Below are 17,057 nucleotides of genomic sequence, written 5' to 3'. Positions count from 1 at the left end.
TTCCCGTCGATGTCCGCTGTCGCTCTCGATCTCGCCGCCCTGGCCGACCTCATCAAGACCTGGGGTCGGGAATTGGGCTTTCAGCAGACCGGCATCGCCGGGCTGGATCTGGCACGTCACGAGGAACATCTGGAGCGCTGGCTGGCCGCCGGTTTCCACGGCGAGATGGACTATATGGCCGCGCACGGCAGCAAACGTTCGCGACCGGCCGAACTGGTCCCGGGAACCCTGAGGGTGATTTCCCTGCGCATGGATTACCTGCCCGGCGACACCCGCATGAGCGAGCGTCTGGCCGACGGCGCGGCGGCCTATGTTTCGCGCTACGCCTTGGGCCGCGACTATCACAAGCTGATCCGCAAGCGCCTGCAGCATCTGGCCGAACGCATCCAGGGCGAGATCGGCCCCTTCGGCTATCGCGCCTTCGTCGACAGCGCGCCGGTGCTGGAGAAGGCCATCGCCGAACAGGCCGGCCTGGGCTGGATCGGCAAGAACACCCTGGTACTCAATCGCAAGGCCGGCAGCTGGTTCTTTCTCGGCGAACTCTTCGTCGACGTGCCGCTGCGGGTGGACGAACCCACCCCGCGCGACCACTGCGGCACCTGCCGCGCCTGCCTGGACATCTGCCCGACCCAGGCCTTCGTCGGCCCCTATCAGCTCGACGCCCGGCGCTGCATTTCCTACCTGACCATCGAGTTCAAGGGCAGCATTCCGCCGGAGCTGCGCCCCTTGATCGGCAACCGGGTCTTCGGCTGCGACGACTGCCAGCTGGTCTGCCCCTGGAATCGCTTCGCCAAGCCCACCGCCGAAGGCGATTTCCAGCCACGCCACAGCCTGGACAGCGCCAGCCTGGCCGAACTCTTTCGCTGGACCGAAGCCGAATTCCTCAGCCGTACCGAAGGCTCGCCGCTACGCCGCGCCGGCTACGAGCGCTGGCTGCGCAACCTAGCCGTGGGCCTGGGCAACGCCCCCACCAGCATCCCGGTGCTGGAAGCCCTGAAGCTGCAGCGCGAACACCCCTCCCCCCTGGTGCGCGAGCACGTGGAATGGGCGCTGCAGCGACACGCGGCCAGCTAGGCGCTCAGGGCCCTACCGTGGTGTAGGGGATGGGTGCCCACCAGCTGCCGTAGGGGACGCCGTACTTGTCGACATAGCTCTTGATCACCGGCGATAACGGTCGGTACTGGCCGTTGGATTTGCCCCCATAGGGGCCTTGGGGTGCAACCTCGGCCTGGACGGTAAGAACTTCGATGGGGTCTTGGCAGGGGCCCATGATCCACACTTTAACGACGCCGCCAGGTGCCAGACCAATGGTGAGGTCCTTGCGATAATCCGAAGTGCGACCACTGACTGGACACTCGGCTGGCAGGCGTTCGAGCATTTTTGCCCGCGCCCAGGCAGGGATGGCGAATACCACCTGATAGGTCTGCGGCTCGACCATCGATTGCCAGCGTAGCGCTACCATGTGGGGCAGATCTAGCCCGGTCATGTAGAGGCCTTTGCCCGATCCGATTCTTTTAGGCCAGCCCGTGGCAGTTGCCGATAGACTCGCGGGCTGTCCCATGGCAACTACGCCACCCATGGCATTAGGAAAAAAGCGGCCATCGATGTCACTGACATTGGCCAACTCCAACCAGACCTCCATGTAATTGGGTGCTAGAAAACCCAGGTACCAAGCGTCGTAAGGAAGCTTAGGCTTTGGCACGGCGCTGGATTGGCAGCCAGCGAGGCCGAGCGCGAGAACAAGGCACAGCAGCCAGCGATTCATTCGGGATAACCTGCCTGGGGACGGTTGGGATAGACGTTGCGTTTACCAGCGGCCGTAGGGGCGTTGACGAAGAAGATGCCCAGGTTGCTAAGGTCTTTACCCAATAGCGCGTTCCAGTGAGCGGAAAGATGTACATAGCGACCGAACAGCAGGCGAGCCTCAGCTTGGTCGATATGCAGCGGAACACCCTGGACGTTGGCTTGCAGCTTGGTAGCAATCTCCTTCAACTCATCGGGCAGGCGTAATTCAGGATCAGCTTCATCGATGGCCGCCAGGAGCACTCCGTTGGCAACGGCGAGGCGATGCATCACACGCAAGTAGACCAAGGACAGCTCACCGCGCACCTGACGTTCCAGGCGGATCGCGGCGATAACCTCGGTTTCCGGCAACTCGCCGTGGGTACGTGGCAAGTTGTTGCGCCAGGTATCTATTGCCAGGGTGGTGGAGCCTGGGTCGTACCAGGGCTCTCGTTGCAACTGCGCCAGCTCCCGCTGGGCTTGGCGATAGCTCCAGGCCGCCTGGCTGTCGGTGCCATAGCGTTCTCGCGAGGCGCGCGGTCGCGTCAGCAGCAGGCGCTCGGTCATCTCGGGCGCATAGCCTCCACCTAAGTCGGCATGAGCACCCGGCAGGGCAATTTCTTGATGCTGGGGCGCAACACTGGTGAGGGCGAAGTTACGCCGATGCTCGTCACGAGCAACTAGATGCACCACCTTGTCGGCACATCCTGCCGGCAGATAGAGGTTGACGCCAGGGTTGGCGATATTGGTCGGGGTAAAGTCCCCTCGCCTGGGATCCGCTATGGCCGTGACGGTATCGAACAAGCCGATGAACTTGAGCTTGACCTTGGCGCTTTGCCAGGCAAAGCACTGAGCCAACCCCATGGCGGCAATACCGCCGCTAGTCTTGAGCACCTCGTTGACGAAGTGCCGTGCAGCTGCAGCCCCTCGGCTGAAGCCAAAGAGATCGAACTCGACGGCTTCAACGATAATCTCGGGGTTGTTGCGTTGGAACAGCACGTACTGCTTGGCGAAGGCTGCGGGAAACGTCTGAACACATCCCAGCACACCACTGGCACCCAAGCCCGTCCCCATCGACAAGGCGCTATCAGGTTGTCCGGCCCGAGTGCCGATACCTTCGATATAGACCGGAATAGCCGCTGACTTTTCGTCCTGCTCGACGGCACGCTGAGTATCGTCTTGATAAAGCCGATACAACCGCACGATGTTCGTATCAGCATTGGCATAACTGCTGTCCGGATTGCCCATGAACGCCTGGCAGCGCCGAGCGATGCTCTCGGCTTGATCGGCATTAAACCCCTGCTCTCCCGCCCGGCAGGCGGCGCCGGTGGCGGCGTTGAAGAGGTTATTGCCGGTGCCGTCGAAGAAGACGCCGATGCGCAGGGTGATGCGCTGTTCCAGCGGGCGCGCCGCCTGCTCGGCGACTTCGTCCCTGGCACCGGGTGCGCCCTCCGGGTGTTTGGCAGGCCCCTCGCTGCCCTGTCGCTCCCGGTTGCGCAGTGCCGCAGGCTTGCCCTGCCCCGGTGCCAAGCCGGCAGCACCTGCCTGGCTTGCGCAGGCGCCCTTGGCCGCGCCACCGGCGCTCAGACCGATGATGACGCTGCCCGAACCACCGACCACCACGCCGCCATGGCTGGTAAGGCTGCCGAGCACCGCCGCAGGCCGGCCGTTGATCAGGACGCTGGGGATGACCGCGGCGCTCAGGGTCGCGCCACAGCCGCAGGCATGGCCCAGGGTCGCGGCGGGCAGGCCATCGAAGGTGACATCGGCGGAGCCCTGGACCAGGGCGGTGGAACCACATGTGGGGCAGGCGACGGCGTCGCCCAGGCGAGCAGCGGGCTTTCCAGACATGACCGATCTCCCTATCGGTAACTGGGGCCTGAAAAATGCCGTACAAAAGGCTCTAGGACAAGCTTTTCAGCGCGATACCGCGCAAATCGTCACGGCCTTAGCCGTGGGGATCGTCCGGATAGGTGAAGGTCGGCATCTGCCAGTTGAATCTCAGCGCCAGCAGGCGCAGCAGCAGCCCCGCAGCCAGGGTGATGAGCAGTGCCTGCTCTTCGCCGAGCCACGGGCGACAGAGCAGGTAGCAGCCGGCGGAGAGTACCGCCACGCTGGCATAGAGTTCGCGCCTGAGGATCAGGGGGACGTCGTTGCAGAGGATGTCGCGCAGGATGCCGCCGCAGGTGCCGGTCAGGGTGCCGCTGACGATGACGATGGCCGGACTCAGACCCATCTCCAGGGCCACCTGGCAGCCGATCACGGTAAAGGCCACCAGGCCCAGGGCGTCGAGCACCAGGAACAGCCGGCGCAGATAGCGCATGACCCGCGCGATGGCCACGGTGGCGAGGCCCGCGCCGACGGTGAGCGCGAGGTACTCTGGGTGCTTTACCCAGCCCAGTGGATAGTGCCCCAGCAGCACATCGCGCACCGAGCCGCCGCCCAGGGCGGTGACGCTGGCGATCAGCGCCACGCCGAACAGGTCCATGCCGCGGCGCCCCGCGGACAGGGCGCCGGTCATGGCTTCGGCGGTGATGGCGACCAGGTAGAGGATGGACAGCAGCACGGACGGGTGGCCATCAGACCTTGATGAAGTGCTCGCGATAGTGACGCAGCTCGGCGATGGAATCGCGGATGTCGTCCAGTGCCAGGTGGCTGCCGCTCTTCTTCACGCCGTCACGCACATGGGGCGCCCAGCGCGCGGCCAGCTCCTTGAGGGTGGAGACGTCCAGGTTGCGGTAGTGGAAGTAGGCTTCCAGCTCCGGCATGCGGCGATAGAGGAAGCGGCGATCCTGGCAGATGCTGTTGCCGCAGATCGGCGACTTGCCCTTGGGCACCCATTGACGCAGGAACTCCAGGGTCAGGGCCTCGGCCTGAGCCGTGTCGACGGTGCTCTCGCGCACCCGCTGGGTCAGGCCCGAGCCGCCGTGCTGACGGGTATTCCACTCGTCCATGCCGGCCAGTATCTCGTCCGACTGGTGGATGGCCAGCACCGGGCCCTCGGCCAGCACATTGAGATCGCTGTCGGTGACGATGGTGGCCATCTCGATGATCACGTCCCGATCCGGATCCAGGCCGGTCATTTCCAGGTCGATCCAGATCAGGTGCTGCGGATTGGGGGCGGTCATGGTGAACTCCTTGTTGATGGCACCAGTGTAGCAGCGCGCCTGCCGCGCACCTACCGGTGCCAGAGCAGCAGCCGGCTGCCGCGCAGGTCCCCTACCTCCAGCACCCGATCCGCCGGCTGGCCGGGAATCTCGAAGGTGTTGCTGATCAGCCAGCTGCCGGCGCGCTGTTCCGTGCGGGCCTTGTCGCCCAGGCGTGGCATGGGCGCCGGCGAGAGAAAGCAGTAGACGACATCGAACTCGCCCAGCTCCACCCGCCAGAGATCGCGATAGCGCACCTGGCAATTGCGTCGCGGCAGGCAGCGCAGCCAGGCCAGGGCGAAGCTCAGCGGCGCCGTCTCCACGCCGACGAAGGTGGCCTGCGGAAAGCGCCTGGAAAGATCGACCAGGGTATCGCCCAGGCCGCAGCCCAGGTCGACGAAGCGAAAGGTCGGTTCGCGCTCGGCAAGCAGTTCGGCCAGTCGCTCGCGGGTCTGGCGGCCGGTGAGATAGAGCGGCACCCGCTCGCGCAGGCTGTTCCAGTTCAGCAGCAGGAGCAGCAGGAAGCCGAGCGCGGCGATGCCCGCCGAGAGCCCGCGACCGCTGACCAGGTACAACGCCGGAGCGAACAGCAGATTGATGAAGACCCACCAGCGGGCCAGCCCCAGCAACTCGCCCAGCAGGGCCGCCAGTACCGCCTGCAGGCAGACCAGCGCCAGCAGCGAGGGGCGCTGGCCGGCGAAGCTGGCCCACAGGCGGATGCCGACGACGGCGACCACCAGGGCGGCCAGTTGCACCAGCACGGCCAGCAACAGCGGATAGCGCGAGGCGAGATGGGCCAGCATGGGGGCTCCGGAGCGACGAGGTACGCCAAGTTTAGGTAATCCGCGAGAGGCGGCCAATGCTAGACTCAGCGGTCCTGAAACCCGCGGATATCCCATGGCCAAACGCCACCTGACCCGTCGCCAGAGCTGGCGGATCGAGAAAATCCAGACCGAACGCGCCGCCCGCGCGGAAAAGCGCGAATCCAAGCTGATCGACGAACTCGAAGGCGGCGACCTGGGCCCGGAGCAACAGGGCCTGGTGATCGCCCACTTCGGCGTCCAGGTGGAGGTCGAGGATGACGACGGCCAGCTGCAGCGCTGTCATCTGCGTGCCAACCTGCCGACCCTGGTCACCGGCGACCGGGTGGTGTTTCGCGCCAGCCTCCAGGGCAATGGCGTCATCGTCGCCCAGCTGCCGCGCCGCTCGGAAATCTGCCGGCCGGACATGCGCGGCCTGCTCAAGCCGGTGGCGGCCAACGTCGACCGCCTGGTGATCGTCTTCGCCCCGCTGCCCACGCCTCACGCCAACCTCATCGACCGCTACCTGGTGGCCGCCGAGCACGCCGGCATCCAGCCGCTGCTGCTGCTCAACAAGGCCGACCTGATCGACGAGCACAACGGCCCGGCGCTGGACGACCTGCTGGGCATCTACCGCGAGTTGGACTATCCGCTGCTGGAGGTCTCGGCCCACAACGGCCTGAGCATGGACCAGCTCAAGAGTGCCCTGGACGAGCACGTCAGTGTCTTCGTCGGTCAGTCCGGGGTGGGCAAGTCGTCGCTGGTGAACGCCCTGCTGCCGGGCGTCGATACCCGCGTCGGCCCGCTGTCCGAGCTGACCAACAAGGGCACCCACACCACCACCACCGCCCGGCTCTTCCACTTTCCCGACGGCGGCGACCTGATCGACTCGCCCGGCATCCGCGAATTCGGCCTCAGCCACGTCAGCCGTGACGACGTCGAAGCCGGCTTCAAGGAATTCGGCGACTACCTGGGCCACTGCCGCTTCCGCGACTGCAAGCACGAGCGCGAGCCCGGTTGCGCCCTGCTCGCCGCCCTGGAGCGCGGCGACATCCATCCGCAGCGGATGGCCAGTTACCGGCACATCCTGGCCAGCCTCGAAGGCGAGTCGCGCTACTAAGCAAAACGCCGGGCAAGCCCGGCGTTTTGCTCTATCAGTCGACGACCCTCAGCCAAAGACGCGGAAGCGCTCGGCGTCGTCCATGAAGCCCTTCTCGGGGAAGTCACCTTCGTTGGAACCGAAGGGCATCTGGGCGCGCAGGTGCCAGGTCTCCGGCAGCTTCCACTCGGCGGCGGCCAGGGCGTCGGGCAGCGGATTGTAGTGCTGCAGGCTGGCGCCGATACCGGCATTGGCCAGGGCCGTCCACACCGAGAACTGGGCGATGCCGCTGGCCTGCTCCGACCAGATCGGGAAGTTGTCGGCGTAGGCCGGATACTTGTCCTGCAGGCCGGCGACCACATGCCGATCCTCGTAGAACAGCACGGTGCCGGCACCGGCGGCGAAGCTGTTGATCTTGCCTTCGGTGGCGGCGAAGGCGTCGGCCGGCACGATCTGCCGCAGCGCCTGCATGACGAAGCCCCAGAACTTGTCACTCTCGGCGCCGAACAGGATCACCGCGCGCGAACTCTGCGAATTGAAGGCGGAGGGCGACAGCTTGACCGCCTCCTGGATCAGCGCGGTGACCTGGTCCTGGGCCAGCGGCAGATTCTTGCCCAGCGCGTACTGGCTGCGGCGGCGCTTGATGGTGTCGATAAAGGCGTTGCTCATCGGAAGGCTCCTGCAAGGGAATCGGAGATCGGGAGACCGCGCGCCAGGGCGCAAGGTGCCCGATCCGTCATGAAACCCCTGCAGCTTAACCAGCCGTCTTCACGCCAACGGACGAAAAAACCGAACGCTAGCAGCGAATTTTCCTATCGATTGCGGCGGTCGCTCAGGGCTTGCCCTGGATGACACCGGCATCGAAGGCATTGACCTGCTGCTTGAAGGCCGCGTTGTTGATGGGTTGCGCCAGGTTGCCAGTGGCGCTGACGCCACCGCTGGAGACCCCGCTCCGGCTGGCCGCCGGGGCTGCGCCGGCCGCGGGCTTGGGTGCCTGGCTGCCGCCGGCGCGCCCCTCGATGGCCTGCTGGGCCTTCTTGGTCAGCACGATGATGTCGATGCGGCGGTTGACCGGATTGAGCGGATGCTCACGATCGAAGGGGGCCGAAGAGGCATAGCCGACGATCCGCGCCACCTGCTCTTCCGGATAGCCACCGGCGATCAGCGCCCGGCGTGCGGCGTTGGCACGACCGGCGGACAACTCCCAGTTGCTGAAGTCGCCCTTGCCGTTGTAACGCGCCGCGTCGGTATGGCCGCTGATGCTGATCTTGTTCGGCACCTGGCGAATGGTGTCCGCCATAGCCAGCAGGATGTCCTCGAAATAGGATTTCAGCCGCGGACTGCCGGAGTCGAACATCGGCCGGTTGTCGGCGTCGACGATCTGGATGCGCAGGCCGTCCTGGGTGATTTCCAGCAGGATCTGGTCCTTGAATTTCTGTAGCTCCGGATTCTCGTTGATCTTGTTCTGTAACTCCTGCAACAGCAGCTCCAGGCGCTGCTTCTCGACCTGCTCGGCGATCTTCTCCGCCTGGCCGGCATCCATCTTCTGGGCTTGCTGGTTCTGATCCTTCTGCGCCGCCGCATTCGGCTGGCGATCCGGCGAACTGTCCGGCGACTGGGTCGGATCGGGCTGCACCCGGTTGGAGTCGTTGGGGTCGGCGCGCTCCTCCATGTCCGGATTGACCTTGTTCTGGGTCGAATCAGGTTGTGCCTGGATCTCGGGATTCAGGGTGCGGTCGGGCGCCGGCGTCGGCGTGCCGCCCAGGTCGATGACATAGGGGCTGGCGCTTTCGGTGAAGCCGATCGGATCCTGGAAGTAGCCGGCGATGGCCTTCTTCTGCTCCGGGGTGGCCGAGGACATCAGCCAGAGCACCAGGAAGAACGCCATCATGGCGGTGGCGAAGTCGGCGAAGGCGATCTTCCAGGCGCCGCCGTGGTGGCCGGCGGCGCTCTTCTTGACGCGCTTGACGATGATCGGCTGGTTGTTGTCCATCAGCTGCCCCGCATCGCCTGCTCGAGTTCACTGAAGGACGGCCGGTGCGCCGGGAACAGCACCTTGCGACCGAATTCCACGGCGACGGTGGGCGGCATGCCGCTGGCAGCGGCGACCAGGCAGGCCTTGATGGCCTCCAGCACATTGAGTTCTTCCTTGGCGTCGTGCTCCAGGCAGGTCGCCAGCGGACCGAAGAAGCCGTAGGCCGCGAGAATACCGAGGAAGGTCCCCACCAGGGCCGCGCCCACGTGGCCACCGATGGCCGCTTGGTCGCCCTCGCCGAGCATGCCCATGGTGATCACGATGCCCAGTACCGCGGCGACGATGCCGAAGCCGGGCAGGCCGTCGGCGACCCGCGACACGGCGTGGGAGGGGTGCTCCAGCTCTTCCTTGATGCCGGCCAGCTCCATGTCGAACAGGCCTTCCAGCTCGTGGGGGGCCATGTTGCCGGAGGACATCAGTCGCAGGTAGTCGGCGACGTAGGCGGTCATCCGCTCATCCTTGAGGATGTTCGGGTACTTGCTGAAGATCGGACTGGCCTTGGGATCCTCGACGTCCGCCTCGATGGACATCATGCCCTCGCGCCGGCTCTTGTTGAGGATCTCGTAGAGCAGCTTGAGCACGTCCAGGTAGAAGGCGTGGGTGAAGCGATTGCCAAACATCTTCAGCGACTTCTTGAACACCTGCATGAAGGTGCTGCCCGGGTTGGCCTGCAGAAAGGCCCCCAGGGCGGCACCGCCGATGATCAGGACCTCGAGCGGCTGGATGATCGCAGCGATCTTGCCATGCGCGAGGATGTAGCCGCCGAGGACAGCCGCGAATATCACGATGATGCCGATGATTTTTGCCATGGTTGGGAATACTGTGTGCTAAGGAAAATTGAGCCGGGGAATCACCCTCACGCCCCCTTTATCGGACCCGGCGCCCCGGACTGAAGGCCTTTCATCAAATTTCAAGGCGACCGTCGTATGTCCAGCCGCCCGAACACCGTCGAAGACTGGGTCAAACACCTGGAAGGCGTGCGCCTGCCGGTGGCCACCGCCACCGCGGAGCGTCTGCGCCGCGCCCTGGCCGATGGCCGTCTGGCGTTGCATGAGATCGCCGAACGGCTCTGCGAGTCACCACCCCTGGCGCTGGCCCTGCTGCGCGAGGCCAATCGCGGCCATGCCAGCCTCGGCGATCCGGCCGCCAGTCTGGAAGCCGTGCTCGGCCGCGTCGGGCTCGGCCCGGCGGAATACCTGATCGCCCGCCAGGCGACCCTGCCCGAGGAACGCCTGCCGCGTCCGCTACGCCAGCTGTGCCTGGTCAGCCAGCACGCCATGACCCTTGGGCTGGGCCTGTTCGGCGTGCCCCTGGCGCGGCTGTGGCCGGACATCCGCCTGGCCGCCCTGCTCTTTCTGGCGCCGCTCTGGCCGCTGGTGACCCGCTATCCGGAACTCTTCGAGGAATGGGAACGGCGGGTGCTGGGCGAAGGCGAACCGGCGATAAAGGTCGAGCGCGAGCTGCTCGGCGTGCCGGCGATCCGCCTGTGCCAGGCGCTGGCCCGCCACTGGCAACTGCCCGAGTGGATCATCGAAGGCTATCGGCTGCTGGACCAGGATCGCCGGCAACTGGTCAGGGCGCTGCACATCGCCCATGGCGACGATCCCCTCGAACAGCAGCAGCGCCTCGACGACGATCCCGCGCTGCGGCGCTGGCTGACCCATCCCGGCAACACCATCCTCCTGGCCAACGGTCTGGCCCTGGCCAGCCACCATGCCTGGGACGGTCCCCACACCCTGCGCTGGCAGCGTTTCAGCGCCCTCTACCTGCAACTGCCGCTGGCACGGGTGCAGAGTCGCAGCCATGAACTGGCGGTGCAGGACGCCCAGCGCCATGCCCGGCCCGGCCTCTGGCACCCGGCCGAAGGTCTGGTCTGGCCACCGGGCGAACGGCGCCTCAAGCCGGTGCCTCGGGTCCAGGTCGCCAGCGAGAGTCAGGCGCAGCGCTGGCGTGGACTCTGCGAGCAGCTGCTGCACACGCCCAGCGCCTTCGCCACCCTGCCCCAGCTGTTCGATTGCGCCCGCCAGGCGCTGGTGGCCTGCGGCCTGCCGCGCCTGCTGCTGCTGACCCCGGATCGCAACGGCCAGAAGGGCAATGTCCAGCTGCACCATGGCCTGGACGACGCCCCCGGTCTGCAACTGGACATCGCCAGTCACCCGCTGCTGGCCAAGCTGTTCGGCAGCCCTGGGCAGTTGCGCATCGATGACGGCAACCGCGCGCGTTTCGCGCCGCACCTGCCCGCCGATCTGCGCCGGCTGTTCAGCAACGAACGGCTGTGGCTGCGCAGTCTGGGCTTTGGCGAGCGGGTGGTGCTGCTGGCGATCCTGGACAGCGAACTGCAACCGGCGGATCCCCGTCGGACCGCGGCGCTGGACAAGACCTTCACCTGCATCGAGCGCGCCATCGGCACCTTCGCCAATCGTCCGCGGGTACGACCGACCTGACGCTGGCCGGTCAACCTCGGTACACTTCACCTTTGCTACGGACCGACGGGAAATCCGCGATGCCCTTTTCCGCCCTGCCCCTGGTGATCGAACCGGCCGATCTCGCGGCGCGCCTGGATGCGCCCGAACTCATCCTGGTGGATCTCTGCAGCGCCGCCCACTATGCCGAGGGCCATCTGCCCGGCGCGCGCCATGTCGCGCCCGCCCGCACCCAGCTGGGCAGCAAGCCGGCGCCCGGCCTGCTGCCGGCCCAGGCGGACCTGGAGCAGCTGTTCGGCGAACTGGGCCAGCGTGACGAAGCCGTATACGTGGTCTATGACGACGAAGGCGGCGGCTGGGCCGGACGCTTCATCTGGCTGCTCGATGTCATCGGGCACGGCCACTATCACTACCTCAACGGCGGCCGCCAGGGCTGGATCGCCGCCGGCCTGCCGCTGAGCACCGCGGTGCCCGCGCCGGCCGGGGCACCGGTCGCCCTGACCCTGCACGAAGAGCCCACCGCCAGCCGCGCCTATCTGCAGAGCCGGCTGGGCGCCGAGGACCTGGCCATCTGGGATGCCCGCGGCGCCGATGAATACCGCGGCGAAAAGGTGCTGACCGCCCGTGGTGGCCACATTCCCGGGGCGATCAACTTCGAGTGGACCGCCGGCATGGATCGCGAGCGCCAGCTGCGCATCCGCGAGGACTTGGGCGCCGAACTCGAACGCCTGGGCATCACCCGCGACAAGGAAATCATCACCCACTGCCAGACCCATCACCGATCCGGCTTCACCTACCTCGCGGCCAAGGCCCTGGGCTATCCGCGGGTCAAAGCCTATGCCGGCTCCTGGGGCGAATGGGGCAACCACCCCGACACCCCCATCGAATGACTGCCAAGGACCTCCCATGAAACTGCAAGACCGACTGTTCATCCTCGCCCAGCACCTGCTGCCGCACCATCTACTGTCGCGGGTGATTGGCGGCTTCGCCGAGTGCCGGGCGCCCTGGTTCAAGAATCTGCTGACCCGCTGGTTCGTCCGTCACTATGACGTCGACATGCGCCAGGCCCAGGTGGAAGACCCCACCGCCTACGAGAACTTCAACGCCTTCTTCACCCGCGCCCTCAAGCCCGGCGCCCGCCCGCTGCCGGCCGAAGCCGGCGTGGTGGTGAGCCCGAGCGACGGTGCCATCAGCCAGCTCGGCCGCATCGAGCACGGCCGCATCTTCCAGGCCAAGGGCCACAGCTACAGCCTGCTGGAGCTGCTCGGCGGCGACGGCCTGCGCGCCGCGCCCTTCATGGGCGGCCATTTCGCCACCATCTACCTGTCGCCCAAGGACTACCACCGGGTGCACATGCCGCTCACCGGCACCTTGAAGGAGATGGTCTATGTGCCCGGCCGCATCTTCTCGGTCAACCAGCTCACCGCCGAGAACGTGCCCGAGCTGTTCGCCCGCAACGAGCGGGTGGTCTGCATCTTCGATACCGCCGTGGGCCCCATGGCGGTCATCCTGGTCGGCGCCATGATCGTCGCCAGCATCGAGACGGTCTGGGCCGGCCTGGTCACGCCGCCCAAGCGCGAACTCAAGCGCTTCGCCTACGACGAGGCCGCCCGCGCGCCCATCACCCTGCGCACCGGCGACGAGCTGGGGCGCTTCAAGCTGGGCTCCACCGCCATCGTGCTGTTCGGCCCGGACGCGGTGAACTGGTCCGCTGAACTCGGCGCGCTGTCCACCGTCAACATGGGGCAACTGCTGGGGGTTCCGACCACGCCGGCCCCCTTGACCACCGTTTCCGAGCCAGGGCCTCTCGCCTAGATGCGCGGTTCATTGCCCATCGAACCAGGAGTGTGCGCGGCGAATGGATAGCAAAAGGCCACAGCTCATGTTGCGGGTACCGACGCCCGATCAGCGCAGCCTGACGTTTTGTGACGCCACCCCGGCCGGCCTCAAGCGCTGGCTGGAGCAATTGCCACGGGCCAAGCTGGGCGAATTCGCCCGGCTGCTCTACCAGGGCCTGCTGGAACTCAACCGGCTGATCCTGACGCCGGAAGCGCGCCTGCGCCTGCTCGAAGCCCTGCGCCCGGACGTGCAGCGGGTCTGCCAGCAGCTCGAACGTCATGTGCTCAACCAGGCCATCGTGCTCGACGAGCGCTCGCGCAAGGTGGCCAATCTCTGCCAGGCCCTGCAGAACCTGCTGGCCGCCGGCTACAAGCTGATCGTGGTCGAGGAAAGCGAGCGCGGCGAACGCAGCACCCTGCTCGCCACCGCCATCCAGCGCGCCCTGCGCGCCCTGCTCGGGCCGCTGATTCGCGCCGCCCAGCTCTATACCCCGGTGCACGACAACCTCTGGCTGGAGCTGCACCAGCTCTATCGACTGGCGGTGACCACCGGCCTGCACAACCAGAAGATCCGCGACGAACTGCTGCCCGGCGACGGCAGCCAGACCATCACCCAGGCCTATGGCGCCGCCCTGCTGTTTGGCGCCGCGCGCTGCAACCAGCTGCGCCAGAGCCATATCGCCCAGCTGACCCTGCATCTGGACGACTGGGCCAGCCTGATCCGCCTGCAAGGGCCCGAGCAGAACGGCACCCTGATGGTGGTGGCGCCGCAGATCGACGCCCCGCCACGCTATCGCTCGCTGCTGCGCGAAGCCAATCTCAACGGTCTGCTCGGGCTTGCGCCGCAACAACTGGTGCAGGCCATCGAGGACTATCTGGCGCTGGCGCCGGAGCAGCGGCCGCGGGCGCGCCTGCCGGTGCACGGCGACCTGTCCCTGGATCTGCTGCAGCACCTGGTCGGCGCCTGGGGTCAGGAGGCGGATCGCGCCTTTCAGCGCATGCCCGGCCAGGGCCAGGTGCAGGTCTGCATCGGCATGAGCGCCCTGCACTACCAGCTCGCGGGTGGCCAGGTGTTCGCCGACACCCTGCGCCTGTCGGCGCAGGCCGTGCCGGACACCTTTGCGCCCAAGCCCAAGGAAGACGTCTGGTCGCTGGCCTTCGATGCCGATACCCGCGCACCCGACGCCCTGGACTGGAGCGCCGAGTCCCTGGAAGAAATCCATTACGACGTCCTGCCCGGCGACGGCGAGGCGGCCAGTCCGGCCTTTCCGATCCATGCGGTGCAGGTGGTCAACCACAGTCCGGGCGGCTATTGCCTGAGCTGGAGCGGCGAGGTTCCTGAGCAGCTGCAGGCCGGCGAATTGCTCGGCGTGCGCCTGCCCGAGGATCACAACTGGGGGCCGGCGGTGGTGCGCTGGGTACGCCAGGTGCCCGGCAGCGGAACCCAGATGGGTGTCGAACTGCTGGCCCCCACCGCACGCCCCTGCGGGCTGCAGCTGCTGCGCAAGGCCGAGCAGAACAGTCAGTACCTGCGTGCCCTGCTGCTGCCGGAGATCAAAGCCATCGACCAGGCGCCGACGCTGATCGCGCCGCGCCTGCCCTTCCAGGAAGGCAGCAAGGTGCAGATCAATCGGCAGGGCAACGAGCAGCGCGGCATGCTCGACCGGCGCCGCAGCATGACGGTCAGCTTCAGCGTCTTCGAATATCACCTGCTGGAACAGAGCGGCGCCAAGCCCAGCGGCGGCCCCGCCGGCGGTGGCGCCCGGCAGGAAGAAGACTTTGACTCGCTGTGGAAGTCTCTGTAGCTTCGATAAATCATCGTTATCGCCAGGGCGCGAATAGACCATGGCCGCCGAACACAGTGCGATCCGCCTGTTACTGCTCGAAGCATCGCAGAACGAGGCGGAACGCCTGGTCAGCCTGTTCCGTAATGCCGGACGGGCGACGCGGGCCCAGCGCCTGGCCGACCCCGCGGGTCTCGACGAACTGCTGTCCCAGGCCTGGGACCTCGCCATCCTCGCCCCGCCCTCTCCCGAACTCGACAGCCTGAGCGCACTGCGCCAGTTGCGCCGTCGCGCGCCCCAGCTCGCCGTCATCCAGCGGGTGCCAGCGGACGATCCCGCGGCGGTGCTCGACGCCCTGCGCCTGGGCGCCCGCGACGGCATCGCCAGCGACAACGACGAGCACCTGCTGCTGGCCAGCCTGCGCGAACTCGGCAACCTGGCCGAGCGCCACGAACGCCGGCGCCTGGAGCAGGCCCTGGCCGAGGCCGAACAGCGCTGCCAGCTGCTGCTGGCCAACGCCGTGGAAGCGGTCGCCTATGTCCACGATGGCCTGCATATCCACGTCAACTCGGCCTATGTGGAGCTGCTGGGCTATCCGTCCGCGGAGGACCTGGAGATCACGCCGCTGATGGACCTCATCGCCGCCGCCGACCAGCCGGCGCTACGCGAGGCCTTTCGCCAGTTGCGCGACGACCCCAGCCCCCTCGAACTGGACTGCCGGTGCGTCCGCCAGGACGGCAGCACCCTCGGCGTGCGCCTGCGCCTGACGCCGGCCATCTACCTCGATGAACCCTGCGTGCAGCTGCACCTGCGCGAGGAACGCGCGGCCCCGGCCGCCGAGGCCCTCGAAGAACAGCTGCGCGAGGTGCGCTTCCAGGACACCCTGACCGGTCTGCTCAATCGCAGCCGCATGCTCGAACTGCTCGAAGACGCCCTGGAGCGCGCCCGACTCGGCGCTCCGGCCAGCTTCGCCTACCTGAGCATCGATCGCTATCCGACCCTGCTGGCCGAGCTGGGCATAGGCGCCATGGACGAGTTGCTGGTGGCCCTGGCCGAGCGCCTGCGCGAGCACTTCGGCACCCTGGTGACTCTCTCGCGCTTCGCCGATGACGCCTTTACCGCCCTCCTGCCACAGGCGGCCGACGCCAGCCTGGACAGTGCCTTCGAGCGCCTACTCGGTCGTCAGGAGCGGCAGCCGCTGATCCTGGTCGGGCGCACCCTGGCGATCAGCTATTCCATCGGCGTGGTCAGCCTGGACAACCACACCAAGAGCGCCGGTGATCTGGTCGACCGGGCGCACCGCTCGGCGCGCCAGGTCGCCCAGCGCGGCGGCAACGCCTGCAAACGCTACGATCCCCAGGAAGAACTGGCCGCCGCCGCCAACCGCGGCAATCTGGTGGCCATGGTCAAGCAGGCCCTGCAGCAGAACGGCTTCCGCCTGCTGTTCCAGCCGGTGATCGGCCTGCGCGGCAGCAGTCACGAGTATTACGAGGCGCTACTGCGGCTGATCAATCCCCAGGGCGAAGAGGTCTCCCCGGCCGAATTCGCCCGCACCGCCCGCGACAGCGGCCTGAGCGGCCAGATCGATCGCTGGGTGATCCACCAGGCGGTGCGTCAGCTGGGCGAACACCGCGCCCGCGGTCACGGCACCCGCATCTTCGTGCACCTCTCGGGCGCGACCCTGAGCGATCTGGAGTTGCTGCCCTGGCTGCGGGAAACCCTGCAGGCAGGGCAGCTGGACGCCGAAGCGGTGATCTTCCAGCTCGGCGAAGAAGACCTGCTGGCCCAGCCGGAGCAGGCCCTGGCCATGGCGCAGCGCCTGCGCCGCCAGGGTCATCCGGTCACCCTGAGCGGCTTTGCCGCCGGCGATCCGCCCCTGGCGGCGCTGCGGCTGCTGGTACCAGACTACGTCAAGCTCTCGGGCAAGCTGATCAAGGACCTGGCGCAGCCCGACCACCAGGAGCGTCTCAAGGCCCTGGTCGCCGAACTCAGCGCCCAGAACGTCCAGACCATCGCCCCCTTCGTCGAGAGCGCCAGCGTGCTGGCCCAGCTCTGGCAGGTCGGGGTGCACTTCATCCAGGGCTATTACCTGCAGGAGCCCAGTCAGGCGATGGACTACGAATTCCACCCCGAGCACTAGGGCTCGGGAT

The 17,057-nt window shown here is 66.9% G+C and carries 15 protein-coding genes; 7 read left to right on the top strand and 8 right to left on the bottom strand.

Annotated elements, in window-relative coordinates; all coding sequences use genetic code 11:
- Positions 1–9: 9 nt before the first annotated feature.
- Positions 10–1,074 carry a tRNA epoxyqueuosine(34) reductase QueG gene (queG, locus tag CFE50_RS01945; protein ID WP_286730579.1) on the top strand — a complete coding sequence of 355 codons (1,065 nt, stop codon included), beginning with the start codon at positions 10–12 and terminating at the stop codon, positions 1,072–1,074.
- A gap of 4 nt (positions 1,075–1,078) precedes the next feature.
- Here queG and CFE50_RS01940 read toward each other — a convergent pair whose 3' ends face one another.
- The 5 genes from CFE50_RS01940 to CFE50_RS01920 all read right to left on the bottom strand — a co-directional run bounded on the left by CFE50_RS01940 (position 1,079) and on the right by CFE50_RS01920 (position 5,731).
- Positions 1,079–1,765, bottom strand: coding sequence for a DUF2931 family protein (locus tag CFE50_RS01940; protein ID WP_286730578.1), 687 nt, complete (start codon positions 1,763–1,765; stop codon positions 1,079–1,081).
- On the bottom strand, positions 1,762–3,633 hold the full coding sequence (locus tag CFE50_RS01935) for a type VI secretion system family protein (protein ID WP_286730577.1): 1,872 nt from the start codon (positions 3,631–3,633) through the stop codon (positions 1,762–1,764). The genes CFE50_RS01940 and CFE50_RS01935 overlap by 4 nt, the downstream gene beginning before the upstream one ends.
- 97 nt (positions 3,634–3,730) lie before the next feature.
- A complete protein-coding gene (locus CFE50_RS01930; RefSeq protein ID WP_042137396.1) occupies positions 3,731–4,345 on the bottom strand; it encodes a trimeric intracellular cation channel family protein in 615 nt (204 codons plus the stop codon).
- A 16-nt stretch (positions 4,346–4,361) separates the two neighbouring features.
- On the bottom strand, positions 4,362–4,910 hold the full coding sequence (gene orn, locus CFE50_RS01925) for an oligoribonuclease (RefSeq protein ID WP_042137346.1): 549 nt from the start codon (positions 4,908–4,910) through the stop codon (positions 4,362–4,364).
- 50 nt (positions 4,911–4,960) lie between these two features.
- The gene (locus tag CFE50_RS01920) at positions 4,961–5,731 is read right to left on the bottom strand and encodes a class I SAM-dependent methyltransferase (protein WP_027598845.1); all 771 of its coding nucleotides are present in this window, start codon (positions 5,729–5,731) and stop codon (positions 4,961–4,963) included.
- A gap of 94 nt (positions 5,732–5,825) precedes the next feature.
- Here CFE50_RS01920 and rsgA point away from each other — a divergent pair, with 94 nt between their 5' ends.
- The gene (gene rsgA, locus CFE50_RS01915) at positions 5,826–6,848 is read left to right on the top strand and encodes a small ribosomal subunit biogenesis GTPase RsgA (protein ID WP_007161170.1); all 1,023 of its coding nucleotides are present in this window, start codon (positions 5,826–5,828) and stop codon (positions 6,846–6,848) included.
- Positions 6,849–6,896: 48 nt separating this feature from the next.
- On the opposite strand, the gene CFE50_RS01910 is transcribed toward rsgA, so the two are convergent.
- The 3 genes from CFE50_RS01910 to motA all read right to left on the bottom strand — a co-directional run bounded on the left by CFE50_RS01910 (position 6,897) and on the right by motA (position 9,671).
- Positions 6,897–7,496, bottom strand: a complete 600-nt coding sequence (locus CFE50_RS01910; RefSeq protein WP_007161171.1) for a nitroreductase family protein — start codon at positions 7,494–7,496, stop codon at positions 6,897–6,899.
- Between the two features lie 163 nt (positions 7,497–7,659).
- A complete protein-coding gene (locus tag CFE50_RS01905; protein WP_286730571.1) occupies positions 7,660–8,820 on the bottom strand; it encodes a flagellar motor protein MotB in 1,161 nt (386 codons plus the stop codon).
- Positions 8,820–9,671, bottom strand: coding sequence for a flagellar motor stator protein MotA (motA, locus tag CFE50_RS01900; protein WP_017642892.1), 852 nt, complete (start codon positions 9,669–9,671; stop codon positions 8,820–8,822). The genes CFE50_RS01905 and motA overlap by 1 nt, the downstream gene beginning before the upstream one ends.
- Before the next feature lie 117 nt (positions 9,672–9,788).
- Between motA and CFE50_RS01895 the strand changes: the two genes are divergently transcribed.
- From CFE50_RS01895 to CFE50_RS01875, 5 genes are read left to right on the top strand one after another with little or no spacing between them, the layout of a single operon-like run.
- On the top strand, positions 9,789–11,306 hold the full coding sequence (locus tag CFE50_RS01895) for an HDOD domain-containing protein (RefSeq protein WP_241808500.1): 1,518 nt from the start codon (positions 9,789–9,791) through the stop codon (positions 11,304–11,306).
- A 59-nt stretch (positions 11,307–11,365) separates the two neighbouring features.
- Entirely contained in the window at positions 11,366–12,175 is an 810-nt protein-coding gene (locus CFE50_RS01890) for a rhodanese-like domain-containing protein (RefSeq protein WP_074584941.1), read from the top strand.
- A 16-nt stretch (positions 12,176–12,191) separates the two neighbouring features.
- On the top strand, positions 12,192–13,100 hold the full coding sequence (gene asd / locus CFE50_RS01885; RefSeq protein WP_286730567.1) for an archaetidylserine decarboxylase: 909 nt from the start codon (positions 12,192–12,194) through the stop codon (positions 13,098–13,100).
- A 43-nt stretch (positions 13,101–13,143) separates the two neighbouring features.
- Positions 13,144–14,928 (top strand): cyclic-di-GMP receptor FimW-related protein, encoded by a 1,785-nt coding sequence (locus CFE50_RS01880; RefSeq protein ID WP_502694663.1) that lies wholly within the window; start codon positions 13,144–13,146, stop codon positions 14,926–14,928.
- 40 nt (positions 14,929–14,968) lie between these two features.
- On the top strand, positions 14,969–17,047 hold the full coding sequence (locus tag CFE50_RS01875; RefSeq protein ID WP_286730563.1) for an EAL domain-containing response regulator: 2,079 nt from the start codon (positions 14,969–14,971) through the stop codon (positions 17,045–17,047).
- The last annotated feature ends 10 nt before the right edge of the window (positions 17,048–17,057 follow it).

It is taken from the genome of Pseudomonas sp. PGPPP4 (assembly GCF_002256045.1).
Classification (GTDB): domain Bacteria; phylum Pseudomonadota; class Gammaproteobacteria; order Pseudomonadales; family Pseudomonadaceae; genus Chryseomonas; species Chryseomonas oryzihabitans.
This window is presented reverse-complemented; position numbering and strand designations above follow the sequence as displayed.

Bases quoted from the DNA above. Each gene is read 5' to 3' on its own strand.
- CFE50_RS01880 (WP_502694663.1), top strand. From the start codon at position 13,144: ATGGATAGCAAAAGGCCACAGCTCATGTTGCGGGTACCGACGCCCGAT.
- motA (WP_017642892.1), bottom strand. From the start codon at position 9,671: ATGGCAAAAATCATCGGCATCATCGTGATATTCGCGGCTGTCCTCGGC.
- CFE50_RS01935 (WP_286730577.1), bottom strand. From the start codon at position 3,633: ATGTCTGGAAAGCCCGCTGCTCGCCTGGGCGACGCCGTCGCCTGCCCC.
- CFE50_RS01890 (WP_074584941.1), top strand. From the start codon at position 11,366: ATGCCCTTTTCCGCCCTGCCCCTGGTGATCGAACCGGCCGATCTCGCG.
- orn (WP_042137346.1), bottom strand. From the start codon at position 4,910: ATGACCGCCCCCAATCCGCAGCACCTGATCTGGATCGACCTGGAAATG.
- CFE50_RS01905 (WP_286730571.1), bottom strand. From the start codon at position 8,820: ATGGACAACAACCAGCCGATCATCGTCAAGCGCGTCAAGAAGAGCGCC.
- queG (WP_286730579.1), top strand. From the start codon at position 10: ATGTCCGCTGTCGCTCTCGATCTCGCCGCCCTGGCCGACCTCATCAAG.
- CFE50_RS01920 (WP_027598845.1), bottom strand. From the start codon at position 5,731: ATGCTGGCCCATCTCGCCTCGCGCTATCCGCTGTTGCTGGCCGTGCTG.
- asd (WP_286730567.1), top strand. From the start codon at position 12,192: ATGAAACTGCAAGACCGACTGTTCATCCTCGCCCAGCACCTGCTGCCG.
- rsgA (WP_007161170.1), top strand. From the start codon at position 5,826: ATGGCCAAACGCCACCTGACCCGTCGCCAGAGCTGGCGGATCGAGAAA.
- CFE50_RS01940 (WP_286730578.1), bottom strand. From the start codon at position 1,765: ATGAATCGCTGGCTGCTGTGCCTTGTTCTCGCGCTCGGCCTCGCTGGC.
- CFE50_RS01910 (WP_007161171.1), bottom strand. From the start codon at position 7,496: ATGAGCAACGCCTTTATCGACACCATCAAGCGCCGCCGCAGCCAGTAC.
- CFE50_RS01895 (WP_241808500.1), top strand. From the start codon at position 9,789: ATGTCCAGCCGCCCGAACACCGTCGAAGACTGGGTCAAACACCTGGAA.
- CFE50_RS01875 (WP_286730563.1), top strand. From the start codon at position 14,969: ATGGCCGCCGAACACAGTGCGATCCGCCTGTTACTGCTCGAAGCATCG.